This window comes from Flavobacterium sp., assembly GCF_046073885.1.
In the GTDB taxonomy this organism is placed as follows: Bacteria; Bacteroidota; Bacteroidia; order Flavobacteriales; family Flavobacteriaceae; genus Flavobacterium.
This window is the reverse complement of record NZ_JBJTND010000068.1, coordinates 1-11,733: the sequence shown is the minus strand read 5'-3', so window position 1 is coordinate 11,733 and position 11,733 is coordinate 1. Positions and strand designations below refer to the sequence as shown.

The 11,733-nt window shown below is 33.5% G+C and carries 7 protein-coding genes; 2 read left to right on the top strand and 5 right to left on the bottom strand.

Annotated elements, in window-relative coordinates; translation table 11 throughout:
* Positions 1-17 precede the first annotated feature (17 nt).
* Both ACKOWY_RS09130 and ACKOWY_RS09125 read left to right on the top strand, forming a co-directional pair.
* Complete coding sequence (locus ACKOWY_RS09130) at positions 18-1,949, top strand: T9SS type A sorting domain-containing protein (RefSeq protein WP_408941132.1); 1,932 nt, start codon at positions 18-20, stop codon at positions 1,947-1,949.
* A gap of 2 nt (positions 1,950-1,951) precedes the next feature.
* A complete protein-coding gene (locus tag ACKOWY_RS09125; RefSeq protein WP_408941131.1) occupies positions 1,952-2,170 on the top strand; it encodes a hypothetical protein in 219 nt (72 codons plus the stop codon).
* Here ACKOWY_RS09125 and ACKOWY_RS09120 read toward each other — a convergent pair.
* The 5 genes from ACKOWY_RS09120 to sprA all read right to left on the bottom strand — a co-directional run.
* A complete protein-coding gene (locus ACKOWY_RS09120) occupies positions 2,148-4,277 on the bottom strand; it encodes a gliding motility protein RemB (RefSeq protein ID WP_408941130.1) in 2,130 nt (709 codons plus the stop codon). The genes ACKOWY_RS09125 and ACKOWY_RS09120 overlap by 23 nt on opposite strands.
* 15 nt (positions 4,278-4,292) lie before the next feature.
* Positions 4,293-5,036, bottom strand: coding sequence for a deoxyribose-phosphate aldolase (gene deoC / locus ACKOWY_RS09115; RefSeq protein ID WP_408941129.1), 744 nt, complete (start codon positions 5,034-5,036; stop codon positions 4,293-4,295).
* Positions 5,037-5,074: 38 nt separating this feature from the next.
* Complete coding sequence (locus tag ACKOWY_RS09110; RefSeq protein WP_408941128.1) at positions 5,075-5,395, bottom strand: VanZ family protein; 321 nt, start codon at positions 5,393-5,395, stop codon at positions 5,075-5,077.
* 58 nt (positions 5,396-5,453) lie between these two features.
* Positions 5,454-5,834, bottom strand: coding sequence for a glycine cleavage system protein GcvH (gcvH, locus tag ACKOWY_RS09105; RefSeq protein ID WP_408941127.1), 381 nt, complete (start codon positions 5,832-5,834; stop codon positions 5,454-5,456).
* 76 nt (positions 5,835-5,910) lie between these two features.
* On the bottom strand, positions 5,911-11,733 hold a 5,823-nt coding region (gene sprA, locus ACKOWY_RS09100; RefSeq protein ID WP_408941126.1), incomplete at its 5' end, for a cell surface protein SprA.

Genomic DNA, 11,733 nt, shown 5'->3' with positions numbered 1-11,733 from the left:
ACAAATATTTGCAAATTATGAAAATTAACATCGCCTTAGTATTGGTATTATTTTCAACTAATTATTGCCTTTCACAATTAAAAGTAGTCTCGGGTGAGGTACTTTATATTTCTGGAGCACAAAATCTTTATACAAATGAAACAATATATAATGATGGTGCTATTACATTAGGAACGGGGAAATTATATATCGCTCGCGATGTACACAATAATAACTTGGTTAGTTTATCAAATGGAACAATTGCCTTAACAGGGGCTAATACGCAAACCTTTGATTTTGCTATTGAAGATATTGCAAAGCGAGTAGAACTAGACAAATCTGCCGGAACTGCAACTTTTAATTCTGGTAGCTTAGTAATAACAGACGGACTATTATCATTACAAGGAGCTATTGATGGCGGCGGTAAATTAATTATGAGAAGTACTGCAACCAAAACTGCAATTGTTGAACAATCTTCAGGAGGAACAATAGACAATATTGTAGTAGAGCGATATATTCCAGCAAAGCGGGCCTATAGATTTTTAAGCTCACCTGTTACAACCTCAACCTCAATTAAAAGTAATTGGCAAGAAAACCAAAATAATACTGCAACGGCATATACGAGTAACTCAAATATTGCCCCAGGATATGGCACTCATATTACGGGTTCTACAACAGGTGCTAACGGATTTGATGCTACACAAACTGGCGCAGCATCTTTATTCCAGTTTAATAACACAACACAATCTTGGTCTGCAATTAGCAATACAAATACCAATACGCTTTCTGTAGGAAATCCATACCGACTTATGGTAAGGGGAAGTCGAGCCGTTAATTTAACAAATAACGCAGCTACTCCATCTCCAACAACGTTAAGAACAATAGGGTCATTAAAGATTGGAACTTTTACAAATTCTAATCTAAGTGCCGTATCAAATGAATATAATTTTATTGGAAATCCTTATCAAGCTCCAATAGATATGGCTGCGATATTAAATACAAGTACTAATATAAATCCTAATTTCTATTACGTTTGGGACCCAAAAGTTGGAGGAACTAATGGAAGAGGAGCTTATGTAACTTATACTTTTACTGGAAATACTAATAATGTTTCTGGCTCTGCTGTAAATCAATATTTACAACCTATGCAATCTTGCTTTGTAAAAACACTTGCTAATGGAGCTGCAAATATTACTTTTAATGAAAGTAACAAATATACAGCTGCCGCCAATGAAAATGTATACAAAACAGCAGAATCATTAACAAATACTGCAACATTAAGATTAACCTTATATGAGGCAAATGCTTTTAATGAACAACAAACTCCGGCTGACGGAGTATTACTTTTTTTTGATGATTCTTTTAGCAATGCGGTAGATGCATTTGATGCAGAAAAAATGACGAATTTGGATGAAAATATTTCAGTCCTATCTCAAACAAATAAACTGAGTATTGCAAATTTTCAATTTCCGCAAAACACAACCGTATATCCATTAAATATAGATCAATATCGGTATACTAACTATAATTTAGTTGCTCACCTAGATAACTATTCTGGACTAACGCCTTATTTACACGACACCTTTATGCAAGTATATTCCGAAATAAATCCTAACGTTAATTATAATTTTACAGTAGATGCTACAATTGCAGCTTCGACTGCTAATAATCGATTTGAAATTGTTTATTCTAATCCAAATCTTACTAACCAAAATTTCACATCTGAATTAGTTGCTTTATTCCCAAATCCATCTAAGTCTAATGATTTTAACCTGAAATTACCCTCTGAAGCAGGAGAATATAAAGTAACTATTTATAATACTTTAGGCCAGTTAGTAGACATTATTACTTCTCAAACTAGCACAAATACTTTAAACTGTGAAGTTGCTGCAACAGCAGCAACAGGTATTTACCAAGTAGTTATTACTAAGGATAATTCAACCGTAAATAAAAAATGGATCAAAGAATAATTATGAAAAAGTATAGTAAACTTAACTATTTTCTCTTTGCTTTTTGCCTCTATACTATACCTATATTAGCACAAGGTAGCGGTACTGGTTTTGATGATAATGTAGTAGATAATGCTCCAGTTGCTCCCATAAATAATTACATACCCATACTTTTCATTACGGCTATTGCTTTTGGATTTTTAGTATTTAGAAAAAAAATTAATAATCAAAGTACCAATTAAAAATATCACATCGTAGCCCTAAAGATATCCAAGTTGTACTTTCTTTTTTTACCAAATCGGTTTCTACAGTTGGATTGAAATTTCTATATATCAAACTACCGAATAATTTCATATTGGTAGCAGGATTTATTAAATATCCCGCTTGAAAATCACCCATTAATATTGTAGTTTTATTTCCTTGGCCTACTTCAACTCCCGAATCAAATGGGCGGTTATCATTATAGCTTAAATAAATATTTCCGCCATAATTATACGAATCTGTAGTGGTATTAAAATCCAATCCTCGCACACCCATTGTTAATTTTGCATCCGCAAAATACCTGCCTTTGTGATATCTTGCTATTGCAACCAATTCTTTTGCATTTCCACCCCACTGATGTCCCATACTTTGATTAAAAGAACCATAATTGGTTAGCACATCACTATGAGAATAAACATAAGGACGAATGTGATTGTATTCTAACTGCAATAATAAATTAGGTATATTTAGAGCATTATAATATTTTACGCCAAGTTGGTATGCAAACTTATTTTTCCAACTTCCATTTCCAGATTTTACTTCTCCAAAAGAAAATTCATCGATTAGAAATTGCCCGTAAAAATTGAATTGATTGTTCCATTTGTATTTGTAGGTTAATCCCAAAAGTGCATTTCCACTTTTTGAAGAAGAAGCAAATTCAACAGCACGATAAAAAATAATTGGATTCACAAAACTCATGTCAAAGCCACGTTCATTTTGATTTGACCACACTACCGATTCGAAAAATCCTAAATTTAATCGATTCGAAATATTCCAACTTAAATAATGATTGGCCATAAATTTGGTTGCATACGTTTTATCCACCATAGCATCTTTACGAACATCTTTAAGCCACATGTAGGTATTGGTATATTTTACCTTCCAAAATGTAGTATTTAATTTTATGAATGGATAAGGCGAAGCCCCGTCACCTAAAAGTAAAGATCGGTATCCATCTCCAATAAAATTTCTTCCGTAACCCATTTGTAAATCAAAAAATTCACTAGGTGAATAGGTTAAATTGGCTTCCGCTGAAGGAAAATCGTATGCATCAGTTTTAAATCTTTTGGCAATACCTATACCTGGAACAATTGCAGGATCACCCACTGCAGGAAAATCGGCAGGTACGGTTCCAATTGGATGCAACGATTCAGCATATGAATTATAATAATCAGCAAATCGCCCTTGGCTTTCATAAATAGTAGTTGTAAAGTTTAACTGACTACCTAATCCGCCACGAATTTGAATCCCACGCGTATTTACATAAGTATATTTGGTGGTACTTGGAGCACTTTTTCCTACTTGCGTGTCAAAAATCGGATTCATTGTAAACCAATAATCTTTTCCTTGAATTGCTACCGTATTTTCATTCCAAATTTTCTTACCCCACCAAGTAGTTTTGTTTTTCATCAACTTCTCATTGGCTGCAGCCAAATTGTAGTATTTAGAAACTTCAGCATAGGTGAATGGTTTTGAACCTGTATGATTGTTGCTGCCAATTTGATTTAATGCGCCATCAAATTGTGCATAATAACTATGAGAAAAAGGAATATTAATATGACTTTCAAACTGCGGATTTGTAAATTTTTGATATGCAATACTGTCTAATTCGGTTAGCACTTTATCTCTATTTGCTTTAATAACTGCAGCAGCATTTTGCAATGTTTGCGTTTCTTTAGCTGGAGTGGCATCTTTTAAAGGTATTGAAATTTTGATGGTGTATTTAGCATACGTAGCAGCACCATTAAAAGTTGCCGGACGCACTTTAGGCATTTTATCAAAAACCCGCTGGCATTCATTTTTTAATTCGGCGTCATTTGTATCGGCATAAAGTAACTTGAATGCTCCGTTTTTATCTACTTCAAAAAGTAAAATAGTCGTTCCATTATAATTTGACTCTTTTAATTTTTGAGGAATTTGAAAATTGGCAGAAACAAAAGCCTGAACTTGTTCATAGAAACAAGCCTCCAATTCTTTGCCTTGCATTTTTTCGCAAGAAGGAAAAACAGGCATTTGCTCATTGCTTTTTTGAGCATTAGCAACTACCATCGGAAACAATAATAATGCAAAAAATAACTTCTTTATCATTGGTATATTTTTATATTAATAATCACTATTTGCAACTTGCCCACTAGCAATTGCTTTCGCAGAAGAGGTGCCAATTCTTTTAACTCCCAATCGAATCATTTCTATAGCTTCTTCATAAGTTCTTACTCCACCTGCTGCTTTAACTGGTAATGGCGATGCATTTTCAATCATCATTTTTATTGTTGGGATAGTTGCACCATTAGGTAATCCGGCTTCTGTTTTATAAAAACCAGTGGACGATTTCACAAAAACAGAAGAATAACATTCTTCTTTAAAATTAGCAATTACTACATTTTTTATTAAGGCAGAAAGTTGAATTATCTGCTCACCATTTAATGCTGCAACTTCAATAATCCATTTTACAATTTTATGATTCGCTAACCCTAATTTGGTTCCTTCTAAAATTTCTTTTTTCACCAATTGAAGATCCCCTTTTTTGAATGCCTCATAATTACAAACAAAATCTAAATCATCAACACCATCATTAATTGCTCGTTGGGCTTCGGCTAATTTATCTTCTAAAGAATAGGTTCCTTCGGGAAAGCCAATAACTGTTCCAACAGAAACCTTAGAGTGTGCTGCTACAATTTTTTGCTTTGCAGATTTTACTCTATCTGGACGAATCATAATCAATTTAAACCCTTCCGCAATAGCCTCCTCAACAAATCCATCAACCACTAAGTTGTTTTCATCTTCAGAAAGTCCCGCTTGAATTGGAGTTTTTAAATAGGTTGAATCTAAGTAGCTTTTCACATTCATGCCCAAACATTTATTGGATAAATATACAAAAAAACCACTCAAAGAGTGGTTTTAGTATTTCTAAATAAAAAATTAATTGCAATTATTCCCGTGAGTGCTCCAACACTATTTGCTAGTACATCATATATATCGGGTATTCTAGTATTTGTGAAAATGCCTTGACAAATTTCCATTACTATTCCATATAGTATAGCAGTAATTAAAACTATTTTTTTAACCGATTTTAGATATTTGGTTTTAACTAAATATAAAAACCAAACTAGAACAAAAACAAGATAAAATAAAAAATGTACATACTTATCTTTATAGTCAACATCAATTGCAATAGAATTACTTAATTCTTCGCTAATTGTAATCAAACTTAGAATTGTAATAAGACAAGTCCAACTAATTGCTATAAAGAAGTATGTTTTTTTATTAAGCGCCAATTAGTTTTGAATAAGCTTCACTATCCAATAATTCATCCCATTGTGAAGCATCTGAAACTTTCACTTTAACCATCCATCCTTTTCCATAAGGATCAGAATTTACATTTTCTGGATTGCGCTCTAACTCTTCATTAAATTCAATGATCTCTCCAGCCATAGGCAAGAATAAATCTGAAACTGTTTTTACAGCTTCTACTGTTCCAAAAACTTCATCTTTATCTAGTGTTTGGTCTAATGTTTCAACTTCAACATATACGATATCACCCAATTCTTTTTGAGCAAATTCAGTAATTCCAACAGTTGCGATTTCACCATCCATTGCGATCCATTCGTGATCTTTAGAGTATTTTAAATTGGTAGGAATGTTCATTTTATTTGTTTATTTTAATTTAGTCAAAGGTATTATTTATTATTAAAATTTAAAAAGGAAATTATTTCATTTTTTATTAATTTCCAAAAGTATAACGTAGAGTAAATCCACCACGAATATTAGTCATTGGAAATGAAGTAGAAATAACTGCTTCAGAGAACGAATGATCATAATATAAAATTGCAGTTAGGTTCTTACTAAACGAATAATCTGCAGATAACTTCACGGTCCAAATATTTTGGCCGCCGCCCAATTGATTGTTATTATAATCTAAATAGCGAACAATGGTTTTATTGTTTCTATATGAAAAATCTACCTTTAAATTAATATCACTTTTAATAACTCCTGTAGGGCTATCCGCTAATTTAGAAGAGAATATTACATCTTTAAAACGGTAACCCGTTCCAATTACATATTCAATTCCTTTAACTTCTGTCAATAAATTATTATCAAAACTTAATGATAATGCTCTATCTTTTTTCACTTCTGCAAGAATTTTAAAGGAGCTTTTTGTTTCAAAGTCTACTCTAATTAATGGATTAAATTGCTCTACTAAGTTGACATTTCCAATAATTGTTTGACTATAAAAATTACCATTCAATGGATTTATCTCATTAGCATGTTGAGCATAATCTAAATTAGAACGGAAAGAATTTATGGTGTAGGATGCTTTGTAAGCATGCTGAACTGAAAAACGTTTAAATCGTTCCTTAAAGAAATTATAACGCATTAACCCATTGTATTTAATATTCCAGTTAGGAATTGGGATGTTTTTAAATGCATTTAATGAAATTGTTCCTGCTCTATCACTTGGACTTTGCGCCAAACTGATTCCAACCGTTTTTAATGCTGGGATATCAAATCCAGTATATGCAGCTAAAAATGCAGGCAATAATACTTCCGGGCTGTTTTTACCAAAACCGGTTGGATAGCCATCTGCGCCAACAGGGAAATTAGACGTGCCATAATGTTCGGTAGCCAATCGATTTGCAATTATAATTCGGTTACTTCTAAATTCTTCAAATGGAATAGAGAAAAATTCATCGCTCTGTCTAAATGATGATTTCAACATAACAGTTGAAATGGCAAAATTACCTGTGTAGTAGGGTGATCTTGAATTATAAACACCATCCATAACATCGTATTGTTCAGAATAATTATTTGAATACGATCTATTTGCAGTCAAATCAATTTTAAAGTCAGGGAATAAATCCATGTTGGCTGTCACATCTAATGTTCTAGTTAAAACGTGCGTATAATTTTGATTGAAATTAGGATAATTGGTTAACCAACCATTTTTAGCCGCTTCAAATCGAACATCATCTTGACCTCCAAACACAAATCCCAAAGTAGGCTTTGAAGTTCCAAAGAAACCTACTCCTGGCAAAAATCCTGGAAGTGCAGTACCCTGATTTTCGGAATAGTTAATTTGAATGTTTTTTATACTAGTTACTACACCAATTAATCCGTCTAAAAATGGATTGGAATCTTTTAATACAGCTGGCTTCACATTTTTAACTTTCTCTCCGGGTTTAGGTGGTGCAACAGGGGCTGCTTTACCTGGAGTTTTTTGTTTGGATAATCCTATGTATTTATAGAATGAGTCCATATTAAAAGTAGTATTTAGCTTATGTGAACCCGAGTTTTGAATGGTATTACCTAAATTATATAAAACACCAGTATCTGTATCCACAACTGAAGACATTGCAATTGAAGAGCGTTGCCAACTATAGGTTCCTGCATAGGTATAATTAGATTTCACAAAATTCAAAAACGGAATTTTACTTACAGGCAATTCATAGTTTACGGTTACTTGCTGATTATGTAAATTAGGCAAACCAACATTCCAATAATCGGTCCAAATATTGTATGAGTTATCTGGCTCATTATTATCTTTCATGTAATTTCTAACAATATTATTTGAAGTTGCATTGAAATTGATTTTTAATGCTTTTGTTAGATTATAATTAAACCCATACTGATAATTAAACAAGAAGTTTCTTTGATATAAAGCTTCCAATCCAATACCTTCAACATCAACTAATCGGAATTGTTGTCTATTAAATTGTCTTGTAATGTTGGTACTAAAATTAACGTTGGTTGGTTTGTAATTAAAGTTAAAATCACTTAACAATTTCCAATAACTGCTCTTTTTGAAAACCTTAACCGATTTTAATGGTTCAACCGGTTTTGGCTGAAAAGCAAATGTATAGTCCACCGTTGTGCTCACTTTTTGATCGGTGTAGCTCTCTAATTCATAACTATGGCGATCCACCTGATTATAGGAATACGAAAGTGTTAAGTTTTCTATATCATAAAAGTGTGGTTTTGCCTTTTCACCTCGTTCTTTTTTTACACCAATGAAATTAATACTTTTTCTTTTAGTGTAATCCATAGCTCTATTCCTAAGATTTCTTTTTTCAGCTGGATCTGAAGTTTCATCAATTAATTGTTTTAATTCAATATCTTGATTGAACGGATCGTATTTAGGTGTAATGAATTCTTCGCCAATTCCATAATTAAATGGCAAATTAACACCCCATTTTTTTGGCATTAATTTCCCTAAACTCATGTTGGTTACAATATTATATTGTAAAACATCTTCTCTGCTTCTTTCGTTAGGCCCTTGCTCTAATGTTCCAAAACCGATAGTACTCATTTTTCCAGTTGCAGAAACGTTTGCAAAATCGGCAAGATTAGCATCCATATTAGCAACAGCTGCCATACCGCCTTTATTATCCATGCCGGCTAGACGAAGCTCATTAAACCAAACTTCTCCCTTAAGACGTCTCGGATTTAATGGATGTTGCGGCGTGCTTAATTTATTAGTTTGATTTTTTACTCCAAGCATTAAAGTTCTTACCAAACCAAAATTAGGATTACCACGAATACCTAAACGCAAATTAGGATCACCGTCTCCATCAGGTATCGTCACATCATCATCTGGATAATAAATTTCACCTGGCAGATAAACATGATTCATGGCTTTAATTTTCATTCTAGTTATTAGCTCTAATGAAATGTCCATATTATTATCTTCAGGCCATACTCCGCCCTGAGAATTATCTCCAAATTGCGTCTTCTTTAATGGTTTTTCTACCTGATAAAAGTTATCCGTAAAGTCATTTCCAAATCGAACAAACCCCATTAATTCTTCATCTTCAATTGAAGTAGGATTACTTGCAATGGCTTCGGCGTGTACAAACATTTTTAGTTTTTTGTACTGACGCATATCCACACTCACATTTTTAAATACAGCACGAGAGTCCCCTGGTTCCAATCCGTAATCGGATGTACTTCCAATTTTAATAGACAATGATTGTTCGTTTTGAGGGATTAAAGTATTGTTGTTATACAATTGTTCCAATTCTACACCTGGAGGCAATACATAATGAATGGGTTCTCTAGTTCCGTTTTCTTGAACATTTACTGCGGCAGAATCATAATCGGTGTTATCATCAGTAACATCCGTATCTAATGGATCTAAAGTGTAATCGTATTTTCTCCAATCTCCACGAACCAAATCTAAAGATCCAAATCGAATTGTCATTTGACTTGAAAACTTAGTCATGAACATTCTCATAAAACGGATGGAACGAAAATCGGAAATACTTCCAACTGTATTGGTAGGTTGATTGATTGGAATTTTAAATTGAATCCAACGTGCTGTGGTAGTTTCTCCATTTGGAAGTGATACAGTAGTTGGTAATATGTTGGTTATATAGTTGCTTCCAACTTGTGATAAGTCAGACGGGCTCACCTTAATACTATACTCATAATAGGCATTAATGGTGTTCATAGTATTATCACGATTCACGTCCTCAACATCAGGTATTGTAGTTGATCCTCTATTAGTATCTGATACATTTATCGGTGAATTACCTTCTGTACCATTGTAGTATTTATAACGTTCAAATACGTCTCCACCTGTATTTAAAAAGTATTTATAATCATCCTCTGCAGGGTCAGAAAAAGTGGCAAAAGAAGGAAATTTTGAAGCTTCTTGAGCATTGTTTAATCCATTATATCCAACGTCTTGTGAAGTTCTATTAGCTTCGTTTGAATCAAAAGCATAAATCAAAGATTGTGATGCAGGACTATCTCCCCATACGGTTGGTGGTGCCAAAGTTTGATTATTACCCACCCCATTTTCATAGAATTTTCTACCATCTTGAAGTACGTCTTCCGAAATTTCTCCAAGGTTAAAATAAATCCTTCCTGTATTGGTAGGATTTATTGGCGATGGTGAAACACGAGTATCGGTATAGGGGTCTAACATCCAAAACTGGATATACTCAATATTAGATTGTTCAAAATTGGTTGTAGTTAATGCTCTAAATATACCTCCATAATTTGTTTCTGGATTTGGCAAAGTATTGTCTGAAGCCGTTGCAGGATTAAAATTATATGGTCCACGCTCTTTTGGAAAATAGGTCAAATCAAGAGTATTTACAACTTGGGTTTGTCCGGCAGCAATTGTTGTAGCTGGATACAACTCCTGACTGTAAATTCTACGCGTACTATTTAAGGACAGGTCATCATCGGAAATACCTGAAGGTCGCTGCGCATAAAAAATTGGATCGATGGTATACCAAGCTAATTTAGCTCTTTTGAAACCATAATCTAACGCTGCTGAATTCCCTCCAAAATCTACATAATCAGGTACAACACCCGTTGTTGGTCGAATTGGAGTGGAAGACAAATACCAAGAAAATGGAGATCTTAAGTCAATATTGGTTTGTGTACCTTCAAAATCTTCAACATACACAGTAGATTCACCATTAAAACGATCAGCCGTTGGCGAATCTGGCTGTAAATAGGCAACTTCACCTCTGAATGAAACATTAGAAGGCACATCGGTGTCAATATTTGGAAGTTTATTTACCAATCGAGTTAAGAAAGGAACTTCAGATGAAAAACTAGTATTCATACCATAAATGGTATTGTTTACCGATTCTTGTCCGTAATTGGTTTTTTGTGTAAAGGGACGCTCGGACATTTTTAACATGGTAGCACCCAATAAAAATTTATCTGAAAATTTATGCTCTACATTAATTCCGTAAAAACGACGTGTTTGTCTTCCAAAAGTAGAATTGTTTTCTACCGAAACTTGAATTGGAGTATTTGAAGCAGACAAAGCAGGGTCTAAAATTTGAACTCTCCCCGCTTGATAATTTACGGTATAATCAACACCTTCAACTAATTTTCTTCCCCCCGCAGTAACTACAACAGATCCTTTAGGAACATTAAAGGCTCCAATTGGAATTCCATCTCCACCAGAAGATTTGAATTTTCCTTTTAATTGGAATTTATTTTTAGAACTGTTTTGTAATGCGGCTGCTTGAGTTGATTTATATAAACTTGAATAAACATATTTCAATTGGTTGTCATTGTATGCGCCTGGCGTTGTTTCTGGAACATCATAGTTTTCAAATGCACTTCCAGATCTTAATTTATTAAATAAATACTTACCAAATGGCTCTACAGATGTGAAAATCAAACGCCCATTTTGCTGATCTACAGTAAGTCCCGGAATAAAATCAAAGAAACCGTCTCCACCATTTTGAGGGTCATTATTGTAGTTCAATCGATCCAACCCAAATACTTTTAATAAAGGAGTATCTACCACACCATTAGGCAACGGAGAAGTTGTATTTGCTGCAGTAATATAATTTAAAGGAGAAGGATCGGTGTATAAAATATTGAATTTAAATTCTTCCTTTTGCATTTGAAAACCTTGAGGAATTTGATAAATATTCTTCATCATCAAGCCCCAAATTGGTTTTTGAACGTTTGTCAAACTACTCTTAAGCATTTTCAATACTAACGATTGAGAGGATGGAATTCCAGAAGCACTAACTTGGGTTGCCTCCACACCATCAGTACCAAATTCTCCAAC